This is a genomic window from Vibrio rumoiensis 1S-45 (assembly GCF_000286955.2).
Lineage (GTDB): Bacteria > Pseudomonadota > Gammaproteobacteria > Enterobacterales > Vibrionaceae > Vibrio > Vibrio rumoiensis_A.
Window position 1 is genome coordinate 53691 of the sequence record NZ_AJYK02000043.1, and the last position, 19766, is coordinate 73456.

General features: G+C 40.0%; 14 protein-coding genes. 6 read left to right on the forward strand and 8 right to left on the reverse strand.

The features are described 5' to 3' along the window. Nucleotides 1–30: 30 nt before the first annotated feature. Nucleotides 31–555, reverse strand: a complete 525-nt coding sequence (yceD, locus tag A1QC_RS05610; protein WP_017025199.1) for a 23S rRNA accumulation protein YceD — start codon at nucleotides 553–555, stop codon at nucleotides 31–33. A gap of 192 nt (nucleotides 556–747) precedes the next feature. On the opposite strand from yceD, the gene A1QC_RS05615 reads away from it, so the two are divergent. Then, nucleotides 748–1329 (forward strand): Maf family protein, encoded by a 582-nt coding sequence (locus tag A1QC_RS05615; protein WP_017025200.1) that lies wholly within the window; start codon nucleotides 748–750, stop codon nucleotides 1327–1329. Nucleotides 1330–1344: 15 nt separating this feature from the next. Here the strand turns inward: A1QC_RS05615 and rluC are convergent, their stop codons facing one another. Next, nucleotides 1345–2292 (reverse strand): 23S rRNA pseudouridine(955/2504/2580) synthase RluC, encoded by a 948-nt coding sequence (rluC, locus tag A1QC_RS05620; RefSeq protein ID WP_017025201.1) that lies wholly within the window; start codon nucleotides 2290–2292, stop codon nucleotides 1345–1347. 665 nt (nucleotides 2293–2957) lie between these two features. On the opposite strand from rluC, the gene rne reads away from it, so the two are divergent. The 3 genes from rne to cobO all read left to right on the forward strand — a co-directional run bounded on the left by rne (nucleotide 2958) and on the right by cobO (nucleotide 8610). Then, a complete protein-coding gene (rne, locus tag A1QC_RS05625) occupies nucleotides 2958–6002 on the forward strand; it encodes a ribonuclease E (RefSeq protein ID WP_026025825.1) in 3045 nt (1014 codons plus the stop codon). 302 nt (nucleotides 6003–6304) lie between these two features. Further along, entirely contained in the window at nucleotides 6305–7864 is a 1560-nt protein-coding gene (locus A1QC_RS05630) for a SulP family inorganic anion transporter (protein WP_017025203.1), read from the forward strand. Nucleotides 7865–8010: 146 nt separating this feature from the next. Then, nucleotides 8011–8610 (forward strand): cob(I)yrinic acid a,c-diamide adenosyltransferase, encoded by a 600-nt coding sequence (gene cobO / locus A1QC_RS05635; protein WP_017025204.1) that lies wholly within the window; start codon nucleotides 8011–8013, stop codon nucleotides 8608–8610. A gap of 138 nt (nucleotides 8611–8748) precedes the next feature. Here cobO and A1QC_RS05640 read toward each other — a convergent pair whose 3' ends face one another. The 4 genes from A1QC_RS05640 to apbC form a co-directional block, all read right to left on the reverse strand. Next, nucleotides 8749–10944 (reverse strand): AsmA family protein, encoded by a 2196-nt coding sequence (locus A1QC_RS05640; protein ID WP_017025205.1) that lies wholly within the window; start codon nucleotides 10942–10944, stop codon nucleotides 8749–8751. A gap of 155 nt (nucleotides 10945–11099) precedes the next feature. Beyond that, nucleotides 11100–11681, reverse strand: coding sequence for a dCTP deaminase (gene dcd / locus A1QC_RS05645; protein WP_026025827.1), 582 nt, complete (start codon nucleotides 11679–11681; stop codon nucleotides 11100–11102). Nucleotides 11682–11793: 112 nt separating this feature from the next. Further along, complete coding sequence (gene udk, locus A1QC_RS05650; RefSeq protein WP_026025828.1) at nucleotides 11794–12435, reverse strand: uridine kinase; 642 nt, start codon at nucleotides 12433–12435, stop codon at nucleotides 11794–11796. A 218-nt stretch (nucleotides 12436–12653) separates the two neighbouring features. Beyond that, complete coding sequence (gene apbC / locus A1QC_RS05655; RefSeq protein ID WP_017025208.1) at nucleotides 12654–13754, reverse strand: iron-sulfur cluster carrier protein ApbC; 1101 nt, start codon at nucleotides 13752–13754, stop codon at nucleotides 12654–12656. A gap of 228 nt (nucleotides 13755–13982) precedes the next feature. Here apbC and metG point away from each other — a divergent pair, with 228 nt between their 5' ends. Next, entirely contained in the window at nucleotides 13983–16031 is a 2049-nt protein-coding gene (gene metG / locus A1QC_RS05660) for a methionine--tRNA ligase (protein WP_017025209.1), read from the forward strand. 129 nt (nucleotides 16032–16160) lie between these two features. Here metG and A1QC_RS05665 read toward each other — a convergent pair whose 3' ends face one another. Beyond that, entirely contained in the window at nucleotides 16161–17255 is a 1095-nt protein-coding gene (locus A1QC_RS05665; RefSeq protein ID WP_017025210.1) for an OmpP1/FadL family transporter, read from the reverse strand. Nucleotides 17256–17630: 375 nt separating this feature from the next. Here A1QC_RS05665 and A1QC_RS05670 point away from each other — a divergent pair, with 375 nt between their 5' ends. After that, complete coding sequence (locus A1QC_RS05670) at nucleotides 17631–18455, forward strand: hypothetical protein (protein ID WP_017025211.1); 825 nt, start codon at nucleotides 17631–17633, stop codon at nucleotides 18453–18455. Between the two features lie 39 nt (nucleotides 18456–18494). Here A1QC_RS05670 and fadR read toward each other — a convergent pair whose 3' ends face one another. Continuing rightward, a complete protein-coding gene (gene fadR, locus A1QC_RS05675; protein WP_017025212.1) occupies nucleotides 18495–19334 on the reverse strand; it encodes a fatty acid metabolism transcriptional regulator FadR in 840 nt (279 codons plus the stop codon). Nucleotides 19335–19766 lie beyond the last annotated feature (432 nt).

Sequence of the window (19766 nt, forward strand, 5' to 3'; positions counted from 1 at the left end):
TGTTTTTAGACGTTGATGCTATCTAGAGCACTAACGCTTCAAATTTTTTAAAACATCGAATGGATTCGGTTTATCTTCAAGAAGTTCTTCTGGAAGTTTACCAAACACCAAATTGTTTGATTGAACGCTACATTCAGATTCGTCATGCATTGCAATTTGAGGTAATTCTAGAATGAACTCGTCTTCCACTAATTTAATCAAATCCAACTCACCGTACTCGTTCAGATCTACCAAATCGTACTCTTCCGGTGCGTCTTGTTCACTTTTCTCATTATAATAAGGAGTACAAGTGAACTCTACTTCACACCAATGGGTGAAGTTTTGATTACAGCGTTGACATTCTAATTCGACTTCAACGTTAGCTTTACCAGAGATAACGGTTAGTCGCTGTTCATCCATATCAAAGGACAATGTAACTTCTGCGTCGCGTTTGACGCCTTCAGTTAACTCGGCAATTCGCTTTAATAAACTAACTTGGATTATACCTTGATAATCTAAGCGTTTTTGAGCAGATTTTGCTGGGTCTACTGTACGCGGTATTTTTACCTTTTGCATAGGGCGCGAATATTATCCTCCAAAATGAATTTAGTCAAAGGAAAAGGCAAAAAACTTGCACTTTCCTTACTCGCTTTTATTTAATCGTTTCTTAATCTAAAAGTGACCACAAAGAAATTTCAATGACGTCGCTTTCTGATTGGTTTACTGTATAACTCAATTGACCATTGAACCGAGCATCAAGTGAAAAGTATGATTGAAACACAATTAATTTTAGCTTCAACTTCTATTTATCGAAAACAATTACTAGAGAAATTGTCCATATCTTTTGAAACTAAAGAACCTGATTGTGACGAAACGCCAAGAGCCCATGAAAATGCCCAAGATCTCGTTCTTCGCTTGGCTCAAACCAAAGCTGAATCCTGCTCGCTTGATCGCCCTTCATTGGTTATTGGCTCTGATCAAGTCTGCGTAATTGATGGTCAGATCATTGGCAAACCGTTAACCCGAGAAAATGCAATAACTCAACTTCTCAATGCATCAGGACGAGCGGTTACCTTTTACACTGGATTAGCGTTATTCAATTCCACTAACAAAAATACCGACGTTCAACTAGATACATTTACGGTTTATTTTCGCCAACTAACACAACAACAAATCGAAAATTACGTCGATAAAGAAGAACCTTTTTATTGTGCTGGTAGCTTTAAAAGTGAAGGTCTTGGTATCGCTTTATTTGAACGTTTAGAAGGAAAAGATCCAAACACGTTAGTTGGACTCCCTCTTATTACACTCATCGACATGCTAAATAAACAAGGGGTTAATATCCTTTAGCCCATTACTGTAGTGTTATTTTTTACTTCTTAAGGCCGACAATGTCTTTTCTAATTTCGTTTCCATCGGCGCCGAGATATCCATGGCCTCTTCTGTCGACGGATGGATAAATTTAATATTGGCGGCATGAAGGAATAATCGGCCTAATCCAAACTGACGAGTGTAAGCATCAAAACGTCGGTCACCATATCGATCATCCCACGCAATCGGATGGCCAGCATATTGACAATGAACTCGAATCTGATGAGTACGGCCCGTTATTGGACTCGCTTGTACCAACGTCGCCTGATCAAACTTTTCTAATATTTTATAGCGTGTTTCTGATGGTTTCCCATTTGGATTAACCCGAACGATGCTATTGATTTCATTCTTTAACAACGGTGCCTTGATCACTTTACAACTGGACTTCCACTCTCCCATCACAAGTGCAAAGTAATATTTTTGAACCGTTTTCTCACGAAACTGTGCTTGAAGATGACGAAGCGCTGAGCGTTTCTTCGCAACCAATAAAATCCCAGAAGTGTCTCTGTCTATTCTATGCACCAATTCTAAAAACCGCGCTTGTGGCCTTAACGCCCTTAATGCTTCTATCGCACCAAACTTAAGGCCACTGCCACCATGAACGGCCGTGCCAGAAGGTTTATTCAAAATCAGCATGCTATCATCTTCAAAAATAATGCAATGTTCTAATTCAGACACCTTATCGAGCTTGGTACTCACTGGTGCTGCATCTTCTGATTCAGAAATACGAACTGGTGGAATTCTAACCATGTCGCCAGCTTGCAGCTTATATTCGGCTTTAACCCGTTTTTTATTTACGCGAACCTCTCCCTTACGCAAGATGCGGTACACCATGCTTTTTGGGATTTGTTTGAGTTGATTACGCAAAAAATTATCTATTCTTTGCCCTGCCATATCAGCATCAATATCAACAAATTTTACTTCAGTTTTAATATCAGTCATAACCGCTATTCTAGCATTCAAACGTAAATGAGTGTGACAACAATCTCAAAATTATACCTCTGCTTTTATCCCCCACGTATCTCTTTTTCATGAAAGCGAATAAAATAACAACAGAAACACAACCAACACACTGAAATAATAGACTTTAACACTCTATTAATAATGCTTTTAATGAAATTAAATTCAAAGTTAACCACAGGTTTTCCCATTTATTTGTGCACTTTATAACAAAGCTGATTGCTGATATTTATTCTCGCTGCTATAGTTCACAGCTGCAATGGTTGTATTGAACATTTTCTATGCAAATTTAATGTCAACTATTTGCGATTATGAGTAGAACGCTTCCCACCGTCGTGCCGCATTAGGCGTAAGACACAACCGAAGAAGATCAACTTATCGCCTACTCACGTTATCAATGCAGAAGTAATACCGACTAGAATCGGACCAGGCATTCTTGTTCTACCCAAAGTAATTGAAACTGAATTCTGTTCTTAAATTAAGACAGCCAGTTTTGAATAAGACAGGTATGAATGTGTGGCAACTATCGTGCCCCAGCGCATCCCCTTTACAGCCGTGAGGTTGAAGCCAAAGCCATGGGATCTGGCACCTTTGATACGACAAAAGCGATAAGCAATTATCACGAAGAAAAACAACGAGAATTTAAAATGAAAAGAATGTTGATCAACGCAACTCAAAAAGAAGAGTTGCGCGTCGCATTAGTTGATGGTCAGAAACTGTTTGATTTAGACATCGAGAGTCCTGGGCATGAATCTAAAAAAGCTAACATCTATAAAGGTCGTATCACCCGCGTTGAGCCAAGTCTAGAAGCTGCATTTGTAGATTATGGTGCTGACCGACATGGTTTCCTTCCTCTTAAAGAAATAGCCAAAGAATACTTCCCCGCAGGTTACTCTTATCAAGGCCGCCCAAGCATTAAAGAAGTGCTTAAAGAAGGTCAAGAAGTTATCGTACAAGTTGAAAAAGAAGAACGTGGTCAAAAAGGCGCAGCCTTAACTACATTCATCTCTTTAGCAGGTAGCTACTTAGTCTTGATGCCAAACAACCCTCGTGCTGGTGGTATTTCACGCCGTATCGAAGGTGATGAGCGTACTGAACTTAAAGCAGCATTAAGCACATTAGAACTTCCTCAAGGTATGGGCTTAATTGTACGTACTGCCGGTGTAGGTAAAAGTGCTGAAGAGCTAGAGTGGGATTTAAACATCCTCCTAAAGCACTGGTCTGCAATTAAGGAAGCATCGGATACTGAAGTCGCTCCATTCCTGATCCACCAAGAAAGTAATGTGATTGTTCGCGCTATTCGTGACTATCTACGTCGCGACATTGGTGAAATCCTGATCGATAGCAACACTATTTATGAACGTGCTCGCGATCATATTCAGTTGGTTCGCCCTGATTTTGTTTCTCGCGTTAAGAAATACGATGGTGATGTTCCGCTATTTAGCCATTACCAAATTGAAAGCCAGATCGAATCAGCTTTCCAACGTGAAGTTCGTCTTCCTTCAGGTGGTTCTATTGTTATCGACCCAACTGAAGCTTTAACGTCTATCGATATTAACTCCGCTCGTGCAACGAAAGGTAGTGACATTGAAGAAACGGCATTAAACACCAACTTAGAAGCAGCAGATGAAATTGCTCGTCAATTGCGCCTTCGCGATTTAGGTGGGTTAGTGGTTATCGATTTCATTGATATGACGCCAGTTCGCCATCAACGTGAAGTTGAAACACGTATGCGTGAAGCGGTTCGAATGGATCGTGCTCGCGTTCAAATAGGCCGTATTTCTCGCTTTGGTTTACTTGAGATGTCTCGCCAACGTTTAAGCCCTTCTTTGGCAGAAGCAAGTCACCATATTTGTCCTCGCTGTACCGGTACCGGTGTCGTCCGTGACAATGAATCATTAGCTCTATCGGTTCTTCGATTAATTGAAGAAGAAGCGTTAAAAGATAACAGCTCTCAAGTACTAGCAGTTGTGCCTGTACCGATTGCATCTTACTTGTTAAACGAAAAGCGTAAGTCTATTCAGCATATTGAAAAGCACCAAGATGTGAACATCATCGTGGTACCAAATGCTGATATGGAAACACCACACTTTGAAGTGGTTCGTTTGCGTGACGGTGAAGAGCATCAAATTCTGTCATACCTAATGCCTCAACGTATTGAAGCATTTAAAGAAGCAGAAAGTAAAGAACCGATTGTTGCCGATCTTAAGCCTCGTCGCATTGAAGAACCAGTATTGAAAGGCTTTGCTCCATCAAGTGCACCGGCACCAGCTGCCCCAGCACCAGCGGCAAAACCGAAAGCAGAAGAGAAAACTGAACAATCTTCTGGCATTGGTGGTTTGTTTAAAGCCATTGGTAACTTCCTGTTTGGTGCTGGCACTAAAACAGAAGAAGAAAAACCGGCTGAAGAGCAAAAACCAACAACGCAAAACCGTCAACGCAATGATCAACGTGACAATCGTCGTCGTAGTAATAACCGCGATCGCAACGAAAGAAACAACGAACAACGTAAACGCCGTAAGCCTCGCAATGAAGCGCCTGTAGAAAAAGTAGCAGAAACAACAACTGCAGCTCAATCGACAGATGCTCGTAACGACAAGCGCCGTAAGCCAAAGCAAGATAAGAAGCCTGCAAAAGCGACAACAAAAGTCGTCGAGCAAGGACAACAACTTGCCGCGGAAGCACAAACAACAAAATCTTCTACTTCAAATGAAGAAAAGACGACTCAAGTAAAACAACGTCGTCAACGTCGTCAAATGAAGAAAAAAGTTCGCGTTAATGAGCAAGTAGCCGAAGAGGTTGTAACTCAAGACATCGCTAATCAAGAAGCCGTAACTCAAGAGCCTGTTTCTCAGAAAACAACGACTCAAGATACGATTGTTGCTCAAGATACTGAGAACAACGCTCAAGATAAGAACGCCACTGATAAAGAAGATGGTCAACAACGTCGTAATCGCCGTTCACCACGTCACCTACGTGCAAGTGGTCAACGTCGCCGTCGTACTCGCGATCGTCGTCCTAATCCGTACCGTCTGCGTACTGGTGGTGTTGCATCTCCTGAGATGGCAATGGGTAAAGTATGGCCACAGTATGTACCAGAAAAGCCGACTCAAAAAGTACAAACCCCAACGGTTGAAGCTATTGAAACGCCAAAGGCTGAATCAGTTGCACTAGGTGGGTTTGCCTTCCCAGAAATGTCGATGGGCAAGATTATTGTGTCACGCGCTGAGAATGAGCCAAAACCTGAATTGGTTGAAGCACAAGCCGACACTGTTGTTGATGTTAAGCCACAAGAAAATGTTGTAGATACCGTGAAAGTCGATTCACCTGTTGCTATCGAAACATCAGCATCACAACCAGCAATGACACCTCAACAAGAAGTGACCACAGCGATAGAAGAAACTAAAGCTGAAAAAGCAAGTGAAGCCTCTGTTGTTGAAACAGCAGCAATCACACCTGTCACGGAAGCAAAAACGAAACCAACGGCACCTAAAGCGACTAAAGCAAATGCACTACGTGTGAAATCACAAGTGAGTGCGCCAATGGCTAAAGCCTCTGGCACTGGTGAACTAAATGAAATCACCGTGATTGCGGCGCCTTTCCGTGAGCCAACGTTCACAGGAAAGTCAGCCGGTAGCCAAGCAGCTTCTGGTCAAGCCTCTTCTGGTATGTCAAAAACATTAAATGACTAATCTATATTCGTCATCATAATGCAAACAAGGCCACTTAATGTGGCCTTGTTTTTTATAATCTACCAATAAAGATTTAGAAATCATCAAATGATTACAAGGCAATATTGGTAAACCATAATATAAGCAAATATTTCATTTATGGTTTCTTAGTATGTGATAAACATAACTGGTTGCAGTTATTTCAACCATTCTGTAACATTCGCCAACAAATTTACGTGCTTGTTGCTCATTAAATACACTCTTATATCCAATTTATTTAATTAGTAATTAGTCATCAACCTCTTACTATTAACTGAGTAAACATGTTCGAATTTCCACAAATTTCTAGTCAATCTGTAAAAAATGATGTGCTATCCGGCCTGACCGTTGCTTTAGCTCTGGTTCCTGAAGCCGTGGCTTTCGCATTTGTTGCCGGTGTTGATCCTATGATTGGCCTTTACGCTGCCTTTATCATGGGTTTAATGACCTCTATTTTTGGTGGACGTCCCGGTATGATTTCTGGTGCAACCGGTGCAACCGCTGTTGTTATGGTCAGCCTTGTTGCCGTTCATGGTGTGCAATACTTGTTTGCAGCAATTTTATTAGTCGGTGTGATTCAAATTCTTGCAGGTCTTTTAAAACTAGGCAAGTTTATCCGTATTGTCCCTCACCCCGTAATGATTGGCTTTGTTAACGGTTTGGCTATCGTTATCTTTATGGCTCAGTTAGGACAGTTCAAAGCCCCAGATATTAATGGCATTATGGAATGGCTGCCCCAAGGTCAAATGATGATCATGCTTGGCTTAGTCGCATTAACTATGGCCATCATTCATTTTCTACCTAAACTCACAAAAGCAGTTCCGTCATCTTTGGTTGCTATTGTCGCTGTTACTGCTATCACGCAGATCTTCAACTTAGATACGCGTACTGTAGTTGACTTCCTTCGTACCATGTCTGGTGATGTTAATTCGACTTTAGCCGGTGAACTTCCTACTTTTGCAATTCCAGCAGTGCCATTTAACTTAGAAACCTTACGCATCATTTTCCCATATGCGCTAATTATTGCCGCAATTGGTTTAATTGAATCGTTACTCACGTTAACAGTCGTAGATGAAATGACCAACACACGCGGTAAAGGTAACCGTGAATGTATTGGACAGGGCCTCGGAAACTTAACCTGTTCTGTCTTTGGTGCAATGGGTGGCTGTGCCATGATTGGTCAATCTATGATCAACATTAATTCAGGGGGCCGTAGTCGTCTTTCTGGTATTACGGCTGCAATTGCCCTACTTTGCTTTATTCTATTCACTGCAACTTGGATTGAAATGATCCCTCTTGCGGCTTTAGTCGGTGTGATGTTCATGGTCGTTATCGGGACATTTGAATGGGCAACATTCAAGCTTGCTCGTCGTGTTCCAAAGCAAGATTTCTTTATCATTATCCTTGTAACGATTGTGACTGTAATGACTGACCTTGCGGTTGCGGTTGGTGTTGGTGTTGTAGCTTCTGCTCTCATGTTTGCTTGGCAGCATGCAAAACACATTAATGCAGTAACCAGTATTAACGAAGAAGGCTCTAAAGTTTACCATATCAATGGCCCTATCTTCTTTGGCTCTGCGGCTAACTTCACGGAGCTATTTAATGCTGTTGATGACCCAATGGATGTTATCGTCGATTTCGGTCAATCACGTGTAGTTGATCACTCAGCAATTGAAGCGATTGAAACCATCGCTGATCGTTATGCCAAAGTGGGTAAAACATTGCATTTACGCCACCTTAGCCAAGATTGCAAAACCTTATTGCATAAGGCTGGCAGCTTAGTTGAAATAAATGTGAAAGAAGACCCAACTTATAAAGTTATCGACGATCTACTCGCTGATTAATTTTTAACTCGTCTCATAAAGCCCAGCCAATGTGTTGGGCTTTGTTCTTTTTATAACTTGCTGCCCCTTTCCCCTATCATTTATCCGTATTTAAACTTGTCTTATTTCGCTATCATCAAGAAAATTCTCGATGATGGAATCTGTATATGCCCCAGAAAAAGCAAGACCGACACCAAGAGCGCCAGCAAAAAATCAAACAAGAAGTCGACCAAAGAGTAGAAGCTGCTCAAGAAGAGAAAGGGCTACTGCTTGTCATTACCGGTAACGGTAAAGGGAAGACTACAGCGGGCTTTGGCACAATTGCACGTGCGGTTGGACATGGTTTTAATTGTGCCGTTGCTCAATTTATTAAAGGCACTTGGGATAATGGTGAGAAAAACTTATTAGAAAAACTTGGGGTTGAATTTCAAGTCATGGCAACAGGTTTTACCTGGGAGACACAAGATAAAGAAAGCGATACAGTAGCGGCGCAAAAAGTATGGCAAGAATGTAAACGAATGCTTAAAGATGAATCGCTCGATGTCATCTTATTCGACGAGATCACTTATATGGTGACGTATGGCTATATTGACTTGGATGAAGTGCTAGAAGCATTATCACAGCGTCCTAAGATGCAATCGGTGGTGTTAACCGGCCGCGCAGCTCATCGTCGTTTAATTGAAGCAGCAGATACCGTATCTGAAGTCAGAAATGTCAAACATGCTTTTGAATCTGGTGTAAAGGCACTGAAAGGAGTTGACTGGTAATAGCGGTAATTTATCAATGGCGTTAATTAATATTGGTAAACTGCTCTGTATCCGTATCCATAAATAACGCCACCTATTTTAAGGTGGCGTTATTATATACTTCTCATGGCTTAAACTTGATCGTTATACAAATAACTATTACTTAAACAAGTTGTTGAGTAAATCACCTGCGGCTTTTTTCACATCATCATTTTTATCTGAATCTTTTCCACCTAATAATTTATCAATGCCTCTATCGACTTCTTTTTGCGCTTTCACTTTCGCTTCGTCAATTTTCTCTTTCGCTTTTTGCTTTGTCTGATCATCTAGCGCAGCATTGAGATCAGGGCGAATCTTAGGCTCTGCCCATGTTCCTTTTATGCTAATCGGCAAGGTAATATCTTTTAGCTCATTAGTATCCTTGCCGCCTTGCCCTTTTAGAGTACCAACGATGGATGTCGTAACTAAAAAATCAACGGTTTCATTTACATAGTTTGCTTGTCCTTTACCTAATATACGCAATAAAGGTGATTGCATCGCTAAGTTATCCGTTTTCATTACACCTTTAGACAAGTTCATTGTCGAGGTTAACGCACTGAAATCTGTCTTCTTAACTGTGTCGGCTTCTGCTTTCTTACCATTAAATAATGCCTGAACGGTGCGAATTTCATGGGCAACGTTCACCCCATAAAAAGAACCATCAGCAAAATTTAGTTTAATCACACCAGCCAGATTTTGCTTCACTTTATCGGTAATGAAGCTCTGTCCTGTTAGGTCTGCGGTAATATTTCCTGTACCAGAAACAAAATCCATATTAGCTACATCTTTCAATAAAGGTTGCACCTGCACACCTTTTACTTCTTTATGGATACTATAAGTAGGCGTGTTTTTACGCGCATCAATTCGTGCATTGGCGTTAACAGAACCACCATAAAGGTTGGCAGCCAATCGCTGTAAATCAATTACACCACGATTCACTTTAAATTGAGTCACCACATTTTGCATTTTGGCATTGTTTGCCGTCAATTTATCAATTGCAACCTTCCCCGTAACATCTAAGGTACGTGTCGCACTTAAATCAGGCTCACTTTGGCTTACATTGCTTGTTGACTTAGCGGGTGCTTTATTTGCTGTTGAAGCCGTTTTTGGATCTGCTGCAGTTTGTCCTTTATTCATTTGCTTTAATAAAGCGTCAACATTAATTTCTGGGCTATGCAAATCAAACACGATTTTAGGAATACTTGGAGCAAGGCTCACTTGTGCGTTGCCATCGATCAGCAAATCGTTAATACCTAACTTTTTCAATGTGACATCTAAATATTGCTTTGTAAGATCAAAACTCACATTCGATGCCATATCAATATTAACCGGGCTGAGCGGTAGCGCTTTACCATCTACTTTGCCTTTTACTGTCATGTCATCTAAACGAACGAACGTCATCGCTTTATTGACAGTCAACGACGCGGCTTGGTTGATATCAATATTCATGTCAGCGGCTTTACCTTTCACCCCCACTTTCATGCTGTTGGCATTATCAAACTTGAAGCTATCTAAATTGACAGTCAGCTTTTCAATATCTGTTGATGGATCTTTAAATTTAGCCTCTAACTGGGTGCTGCGTAATTCATAGTCTTTTAGATCTTGAGAAACTTTAAACTCCGTTTCACCAGCCGCTGAAAAAGTTTGTTGGTTATTTTTACCTTTAATATTGAATTCAGCTTTACTCCATTGATCAAATTGGAATTGAGATAGAGCAAAATTCACATCAGATAGTGATAATTGTGAGCCATTTTTATCATCAATCATCTCCAATTTGGCATTATTTACGGCAATTCCCGCTAAGCTTACTTGCCATGGAGCGGCTAATTCGTCTGTTGCACCACTCACTGTTGTTGATTCAGGATCTTTCTGAGCAACCGTTTCGGCCTCTTTGTTACCACTATCATCCGCATTGCCTTCTACTGACTGCTTCATAATATCGAGGTTAGAACGACCATCTTTTAATGTATGAATAAAAATGTCTGCACCATTTAGTGTGACATTGCCAATATCCAGCTTTTTCTCAAGTAATGGTAATACCGAGATATCAAGAGCAACTTCATCAATCTTGACGACTTGAGCCTGTTTAAATCCATTCGGATTCAACACTTGAGTCTTACCAATATTAAAACCAATATGAGGGAAGAAACTCCAACTGATATCCCCATCAATCACAAGATCGAAACCAGTTTGTTCTTTTGTTTGTTCTACAATTAAGGGCTTGAATTGATTTGGATTAACAAAAACAACCAAAGCTAAAATTGCAATCAAAATGGCAACAATAGGAATGGAGATGAAGATTAGAATTTTTTTCATGGAGGTCCCTCACACAATGCGACAAGAATTAACATCGTCAGTATAACAAACCCTACTCTAGGTTGGTAAGGTGAGTCATGTCAGAAAAATCTGAATGACTGTCAAGCTAAAGCCCATCAGGCTTATGACAGTCATTACAAATCATTATTAATGAATTAATCTTCATTAATGCGGCTTGCTACTGCGCCTTGTTGATTTTTATACTTAGCATTATCGCGCTTGTTATAAGGTTTTTCTGCATCACCTGATAACACTTCAAAGCTTAGCGCACCAATAGGCATCATAGGCTTTAAAGCAAGCGGCAAACGACCAGAATTGTAAAACTCCAGTACAATTCTACCCGACCAACCTGGATCGATACGATGTGCGGTAACGTGAACCATTAACCCTAACCGTGCCAATGATGATCGACCATCAAGCCAACCAACAATATTAGCAGGAAGATCAACCGACTCATAAGTCACCGCTAAAGCGAGTTGTCCAGGGTGTAAATAAAACTCACCATCGTCTGAAATTTCGATTTCATCACTCATGACTTTTTCTAATTGCGCAGTGACTTGCTCTTTTTTACCAGAGAGATCAATATATGGCGCACTATGATCATTAAATACTCGAAATTGATGCCCTAAGCGGACATCAACTGTCAAACCACTAATGCTGTCTTCCGACGGTGCTGGCGTCATGGTAATTTTACCTTCTGCCATGTATTTCTTTATATCCCTATCACACAATCTCACGGGTGGATCTCCTAAAGTCGCTTTGCCTAAGTACAAAGCTCTTAAATGCATGGTTAATGGTTGTCACTAGCATTCATCTTAATCATTATGGAATGAGCCCAGCCATCCAACCTTAAGATTTCAATAACTTAGCAATGTGTGCTTTCAATACATCTATCGCGATACGGTTTTTACCACCACGAGGCACGATGATATCTGCATGTTGCTTTGAAGGTTCGATAAATTGCATAAACATTGGGCGAACCGTTTTTTGATATTGCTTCAAAACCGATTCCATCGTTCTACCACGCTCTTGTACATCACGCTTAACACGTCGTAGCAGACAGATATCTAATGGTGTATCCATAAATACCGAAGCATGCATTAAATTACGTAAACGAGGCTCTGTTAAAAGCAAAATGCCCTCTAAAATGATCACTTTTTTAGGGGTCATTAATGTGGTGCTTTCTGTTCTGGTGTGTTCTGAATAGCTGTATTCTGGAATATTAACCGATTCACCTTGAACTAGCTTTTCAAGTTGCTCACACAATAAATCATGGTCAAGGGCGTTGGGATGGTCGTAATTGGTTTTTATTCTATCTTCCATACTTAAATGGCTTTGATCACGGTAATAACAATCTTCGGTGATCACACCAATTTGATGATCACCCACTTTTTCACGTAATTCTTTATAAATGGTGCTCGCAATTAAGCTCTTCCCTGATGCCGATGCGCCGGCAATTCCTACAATGACGCATTTGTTTGTTTCAGGCATTTGTTGTTCTGACATGTAAAGCACCCAAGCTCGATAATAACGGGACCCCAAAGGGGAAATAAACCGTCTGATTATATACCTAAACAACGTAAAAAGGGAGTTTCCAATGCTATGGAATCATGGATTTAACCGTAAATATCATTTTCTGTTATTTATTTGCGGTAAAGATTCGAGCAAAAAATAAACATCTGATTTTAGATGCTTATTTTATCTTCTTTTTACTTCACTTCGGTGAACATAATCGCATCGGGTGCAGGTTTGCCTTGCCAGAATAAACGGCAAGCCACTTGATCGGCTAATTCTAAATATAATTGAGAATGTTCACTGCTTGGTGTCGCAGCTACCGTTGGGCAACCATTATCAATATCCTGACGCAGGTCAATATGAAGAGGAATCTGAGCTAATAAAGCTAATTCCATTTTTTCTGCCATTTTCTGAGCGCCATCATGGCCAAATAAATCTTCATGGTGACCACAGTTCGAACAAATGTGATAGCTCATATTTTCTACCACACCCAGTACAGGTACGCCTACTTTATCAAACATATTCACCCCTTTAATAGCATCCGCTAATGCTAAATCTTGGGGGGTAGTGACGATCAATGCTGAAGTCACTGGAATTTGTTGGGATAACGTAAGCTGTATGTCACCGGTACCTGGCGGCATATCGATCACTAAATAGTCGAGCTCTGGCCATAAGGTTTCATTTAATATTTGAGCTAACGCTTTTGATGCCATAGGGCCTCGCCATACTGCTGCATCACCTTCTGCGACTAAATATCCGATGGAATTGGTAAATAACCCATAAGCCTCCACCGGTTTCATCCATTTATTATCAATGACTTCTGGTTTACTTCCCTGAGTGCCCAACATTAATGGCACAGAAGGTCCATAAATATCAGCATCCAACAAGCCAACTTTAGCGCCTAACTGTTGAAGCGCTAATGCAAAATTAACAGCCGTGGTTGATTTACCCACCCCACCCTTTGCCGATGTAATTGCAATGATATTTTTCACCCCTTTCACAGGCGAACCATGTGGGGTTTGCATGGTTTTCACTTGAGTGGACAGTTCAATCTTAGGAAGGTCAGCATGATCCTTTCTTTGCTCATCAATCCACATTTGCAGTTGGTCTTGCAATCCTTGCCCATAGAAAGGCAATCGGATAATTACACTGTCATTCGACGTTAACGAGACGAATCCAGGCGTATCTGCCCATTGCTGAATCAAAAGTGGGTGTTCAAACTGATTTAACCATTCACTTAATACTGAAAGTGTTGACCAATTAGCAGATTGAGAACGAAAAGAAAATAAAGACATACTACCTCGAAATCACAATGCATATTTACGCATCCTAGCACCTTCATCGATGAACACGAACCATTTGACTAATTCAGTTAAAAATATGCTCAATTGACTAGTCCATTTCTTGGAGTCAAGGCCGGCATAAGGTAGAATCTTCGGAAGTTTTTGATTCGAATCCAACTTAGAAAACAAATCAAACTAAGTGCATCGGATCTTCCCCAGAATAAAAAGTGATGGTAAATAATGGCAACTGACCCAAGAAAAATTCTCGTAACCTGTGCTCTTCCCTATGCTAATGGCTCAATTCACCTTGGTCACATGTTAGAACACATCCAAGCCGATGTTTGGGTTCGTTACCAACGCTTACGTGGTAATACGGTTAACTTTATTTGTGCTGACGACGCTCATGGCACCCCTATCATGTTAAAAGCCCAGCAATTAGGTATTGAACCTGAAGAAATGATTGCTGCGGTTCAAAAAGAACATGAACAAGACTTTTCTGGCTTCAATATCAGTTTTGATAATTACCACAGCACACATAGTGACGAAAACCGCGAATTAGCTTCTGATATTTATCTACGCCTTAAAGAGAATGGTTTCATTACCAGCCGCACTATTTCTCAATTGTTTGACCCAGAAAAAGAAATGTTCTTACCGGATCGTTTCGTAAAAGGTTCTTGCCCAAAATGTAAAGCAGAAGACCAATATGGCGACAACTGTGATGCATGTGGTGAAACTTACAGCCCAACCGACTTGATTAATCCAAAATCAGCCGTGTCTGGCGCAACACCTATCATGAAAGATTCAGAGCACTTTTTCTTCGACTTGCCACAGTTTCAAAGCATGTTAAAGGAATGGACACGTTCAGGCTCCTTACAAACTGAAACGGCCAACAAAATGCAAGAATGGTTTGAATCAGGTCTTCAGCAATGGGACATCTCGCGTGATGCACCATACTTCGGCTTTGAGATCCCAGGTGAGAAAAACAAATTCTTCTACGTTTGGCTTGATGCCCCAATCGGTTACATGGGTTCATTTAAAAACCTATGTAACAAACGTGATGATTTAAGCTTTGATGAATACTGGAAACAAGACAGTACCGCAGAGCTTTACCACTTCATCGGTAAAGATATCGTTTATTTCCACAGCCTATTTTGGCCAGCGATGCTAGACGGCGCAGGTTTCCGTAAACCAAACAATGTCTTTGTTCACGGCTATGTCACGGTGAATGGCGCCAAGATGTCAAAATCTAAAGGTACCTTTGTTAAAGCAAGCACCTACTTGAAGCATCTTGATCCAGAATGCCTACGTTATTACTACGCAGCAAAACTGAACAGTCGCATTGATGATCTTGATTTGAATTTAGAAGACTTTACACAACGTGTGAATTCAGACGTTGTTAATAAGATTGTCAACCTTGCTTCACGTAATGCAGGTTTTATTGCCAAACGCTTTGAAGGCAAACTATCGGCGAACTTCTCTGAGACAGCACTATATCAAGAGTTTGTTGATGCATCGGATCGTATTGCTGAATTATACGAAACGCGTGAATTTGGTCGTGCCATTCGTGAAATCACTGCATTGGCCGATAAAGCCAACCAATACGTTGATGAAAAAGCCCCTTGGGTGATTGCCAAAGAAGAAGGCAAGGATCAAGAGCTACAAGATATCTGCACCGTTGGTATAAACTTATTCCGTGTATTGATCACTTACTTGAAACCAGTCATGCCAGAGCTTGCAGAACGCAGCGAAGCTTTCTTAAATGACACACTAACGTGGGAAGGCATTGATACCCCGTTAACGGATCATGAAGTGACTAAATTCAAAGCGCTATTTAATCGTATCGACCCGAAACATGTGGAAGCGATGATTGAAGCTTCCAAAGAAGATGCAGCAGCAGAAGCAGCAGTAAAGGAACAAGCTGAGCAAAAAACACAATCTGAACTGGATAAAGAGCCAGTTGGAGCTGAAATTGAATTTGATGATTTCGCTAAAATTGATATGCGTATTGCTAAAATCATTTCTTGTGAAGAAGTACCAAAAGCAAACAAACTACTTAAGTTCCAATTGGATATCGGTGGTGAAACGCGTCAAGTTTTCTCTGGTATCAAGTCTGCTTATAAACCTGAAGAGCTGGTTGGTAAGTTAACCGTTATGGTTGCGAACCTAAAACCACGTAAAATGAAGTTTGGTATGTCTGAAGGCATGATCTTAGCTGCTGGTCCTGGTGGCAAAGACTTATGGATTTTAGAGCCTCATGATGGCGCACAACCAGGCATGAGAGTCATGTAAGAAGATGATTGACATTAATGATATTAAACTAATGTAAGCATTATTTTTTCACGGTTTAATCTCATAAAAAAGGCTGCAATTACGCAGCCTTTTTTAATGTTCACTTTTTAGTGTTAAGTCGAAAATGTTTTAAAATAGATACTCAACACCAGCGGATAAAATCACAACACTATTCCCTTCATAAGTCGACTGCGTTGGTCTATCAGTGCCGTCATTAATCATGGTATACCTTGCTTGCATAAAGACAGCAAAGTCATCAAACTTATAACGCCCTGCAACCTTAACACCTTTAGAACCATTGGCAGGAGCTAATGGGTTAACGACCCCTTTCTCACCCGCACCTTCACCATAAAGCAATTCAGTTAGGCCCACAAATTGTGGTGTAAACTGATAAGCGACACCTAGACTATAGTTCATTGTATTATTTTTAAAACCAACCACTTGCCCAAGCACTTGGCTATCAATAGTATGCGCTTTCCAGTTCGTCCAAAAAGCATTAAAAGTCAGCAATGTTTTGGGAGCAATCCCGGTTTGAAAATCGAAAGTGACTGATTGCGGTAACACAATCTCACCTTGGCTTGTAAGCGTTGCTCCTCGGGTTAATGATCCCGTTTCTTGTATATCATCAAAGTCGTGCTTTATTTCTGATTGATAGCCTAGCGTCGCTCGTAATGCAATATCAGGGTAATGGAATGAAGCCCCTGCCGTATACCCAAGTGCATAATCTTGTCCTAAATCGAGATTTAAGTTACCTCGATTACGCGTAAGTGCACCATCAAAATCTGCTTGGATTTCAGTATCATTAATCGTTGGGCCTAGAAATGCTGAAAAGTATGGGTTGAATTGATACTTACCTGTAAATGCAAGTACTCGGCTACGTACAAATGCTCCTGACCCTTCATACACACCTTGTGTATGTTCAGTATTAATATTGTGCGCGCGGTAATATTGAATATTACCCGAAAAATTATCAGTAAAGTGATAGTTAACGCCACCTTGTATATAGTGGGTGTCATCTGCGAGGTTACCCGTTTTTTGGCCGTTAGGTGCTTGGCCTTCTACATCATAATTAAACCAAGAGTACGCTAAAGTCACCTTGTCATCTTTATTGTATAAATTGCTATAATTGAAACGTGAGAATTGATAACCAGCGCCCATTGCTGGTGCAACCATCATCGGTAACAGTGCGCAAAATAGTAAACTTCTTTTATACTTCAGCATCATTTATGTACCTCTCCCTGTACCTTTATAATTATATCGACACTGTCTTAGAAATATTCATCCTTCGACCTTTAACAAAAAAGTAACACTACTGATACAATTATCAAGTACGACGTTAGTTGTAGGTGCGAATACCTTATACTGAACATCTCAAACAAAAAATAATATTTACCTTTTAAATACAAATAGTTAGTTTAATTTTTAATTTTTAATCCTATCTAAACTAAAACCCGACCACTATTAATAATATTATCAAAAGAAGAATTGGATCACGCTTTCTATCACCAAAGAAAAGCACTAATCTTTTTCAAAAGATAATATATTGGTATGTAAATTGCTTTGCTAAGTATTTGAATGATGTAAAAATGCGAGGTTAGTATGTTTATCTCGGTAAGCCTATTCATTGTGGCGGCTATTGTGGCGTGTTTAATCTATTTCAGTGGGATGAGAGAAAAGAACAATCACTCTCGCCATGCTTTAATAAACCAATTACGTGCCTTGATTTTTTTAGTGCGCCAACATCGGGCAACTACACATTCTCACTTAAGTGAAATGCAAAATAACACCGCATCATTAGAAAGTATCACGGCTCAAATGACCGAAACATTTACGCAACTTAAGGTCGTATCTGCTCCTGATACTAAGCTTGAAATCCGCATTCTGCATGAAAAAACACAGATCCTTCTTGATCATTGGTCAACATACAGTATCGCAAAAAATCAACTAGAGCATGGTCGAGTTATTCGACAAATATTATTCTTAATCGATGAAGTATTAATTAGTTGGCTAGTTGATTCGCACCATGATGATATTGCCTCTGATTACCATCATGGTTGGCAAAAAGTTCTCGACACTCTGGAAGTGTTAACTCGCTTTCGAATTAGTATTCAAGAAATTGACAGCGATTTAGGAAAGCAAAGATTTAGACATCATGCTTCTGTGTTGAGTAGGCGATTAAACCAACTGTCACTCATATGCCCTTTAACCACCGCAGATAGTGACCAAAACGGTGTTATACAAACATTAAAACAATGGCAAGACTCCGAAATCATTGAAAAGTCACCATTAGAGCTTTATCAGTTGTCATTAGATGCCTCTTTGATCATTTTTAATATTTATGATCAAATCCTTTCAGATATATGTGAAAGCATCTATTTACCATTAGAAAATTTAGACGCTATCGAAAAAAAACCTGCTCAGTGAGCAGGCTTATCGAAAAATTCAATGTTGATTGAATCAGAATTAACTATCATCTTCGGTAAAATTCGAAGGTAAGTTCTGTTTCATTTGCATCCAAATATGACCACTTTCAATACCATACTGACGGATCAAAGCAGGAAGTTCTTCACGTTTTCCATCTTCACACAAAGACAAAAGATGCTTATAAAATTGCAGTGCTAATGCTCTAGCTTCTGGATTCGAGAAATAAAAACTACCCACTCGATCATAAAGCTTTTTCATACCATTAAAGATTAAACCATAGATTTGATTTCCAGAGTGAAAGGCTAAACGTTGAAAAAGCATGTAGTCATAAAAATTAAAGGTCTTCGCGATAAGTATTTCATCTCGCTTAGCTTCATCTTTCTCGTTGTCTTCTTTTACAGACTGTTTAATCTTATCTGCATAAGGCGATTGAGCAATGAAAGATTCCCAAGAATCATGGGAGAGTAAGTTCTCGCATGAATCAATCACGCGGTTTAGTGTATTCACACACGCTTCTGGATTCGACTTAAATGCATAGCGCATAAATATTGGGCTAATGCTGGTGCGAGCTGCCAGTAAGTCTTCAACGATACCGGTCGCATTTTCGCTATCTAATGTCATTAAAGTATCTAAAATATGCAGACTCGATGTCTCCATAAAGTTATTCACTTTCGTTGGCTTACCATGTTGAATCGTCAACCAGCCATCTCGAGCCAATCTCTGCAGTACTTCGCGTAAGGTAGTGCGAGTGACACCGATGAGTTCAGACAATTCTCGCTCGGCAGGTAAAATTGAACCAGGAGGAAAACGACCATTCCAAATGCTCTCTATGATGTATTTCTCTGCAAACCCAGCTGGGCTCTTTGCCTTAATAACCATGTATTCACTTTGTCCGAATTCAAAAATAAAATTGCACTCATCATACCACTACTTGTATCTGTCTTAAAACAAGCAATATCATCACCAACCTGAATGAAAGTCACATCCCAGTAATATTACATGAATAATTCCAAGCATTATTCAGATTTTTGTTTAAAAAATATAATCCAGTTCCAGTTATTTCATTTTTACCGTTTACTATCTAAACACAGAGTGTATTGTCATCGCCATTGTTTTAACAAACCCAAAACATAGTGGCTCAGATCAAATAATCTTTGCACAAAAACATTAACAAACATGTAATTTTTCAATGAACAAAGCGTGATAAATCATACAAGAAATCAAATTAATTTGATCATTTTCACAGCTTGAAATGAAAAACACTGCATACTGTATTTAAATTAATTTTTTTTGACTTATAAAAGAGTACAT